Origin of the sequence: Loktanella sp. DJP18, assembly GCF_049310965.1 — a bacterium.
Lineage (GTDB): Bacteria > Pseudomonadota > Alphaproteobacteria > Rhodobacterales > Rhodobacteraceae > Loktanella.
In genome coordinates this window covers 1-631 of record NZ_JBMERN010000394.1, presented here as the reverse complement: position 1 = coordinate 631, position 631 = coordinate 1, and the positions used below count along the sequence as shown (strand labels likewise).

The following is a 631-nucleotide window of genomic DNA, read 5'->3' as shown; positions in this document are numbered from 1 at the left end:
GCCAGAACCGAGATGTTCGTCGCCTTTCGGTCCAACCGGGTCTTGATGACTGTGCCATCCAAAATCAGACGGACGATGTCTTCGTCAGCCAGGTCGCGCGCCACCCAGGCGTCCCAGTCAACCTTTACCTTGCGCCACGCACGACTGACCACGTCCTTGCTCACGGCACCCTGAAACAACCCATACAGCGCCCGCTTTACGCGCCGCGTGTTGGTGCCGGCCAGATAGACCGAGGCGATGAGGGCTTCGGCCTTCTTGGTCAGCCGCTGGTAACGCGGCAGCGCCTTTGATCGCCATTCCGTGGTCTTGCCGGCTTCATCAACAGCCCGGGCGCGCGGCACGCTTATCGTCTCGGTCCCAAATGTTCCGGTCAACTGGCGTTCTCGATGACCGTGCCGATAGCCCTTGAGCTTAGCCGTGCCGCGGTCATATCGGCAGCGTCCCAGAAACGCCTCCAGTTCCTCTTCAAAAACGGCCTCGATCGTGGCGCGGATATTTTCTCGCAGACGATCTTCGATGGGATCATAGCCGGCTTCATTGGCCAGTAGCGTAAGCGGAGCGGTGTCGTTATTGTTCGTCATAGCGTGATCTCCCTGGCGGTTGCTGCCGCCGGTTGGGTGGGTTCAAGTCA

At 60.2% G+C, this 631-nt stretch carries 1 protein-coding gene; it reads right to left on the bottom strand.

Annotation, left to right across the window (positions count from 1 at the left end; genetic code table 11):
- On the bottom strand, positions 1-581 hold a 581-nt coding region (locus tag ACOI1H_RS26100; protein WP_422441272.1), incomplete at its 3' end, for a transposase.
- Between the last annotated feature and the right edge of the window lie 50 nt (positions 582-631).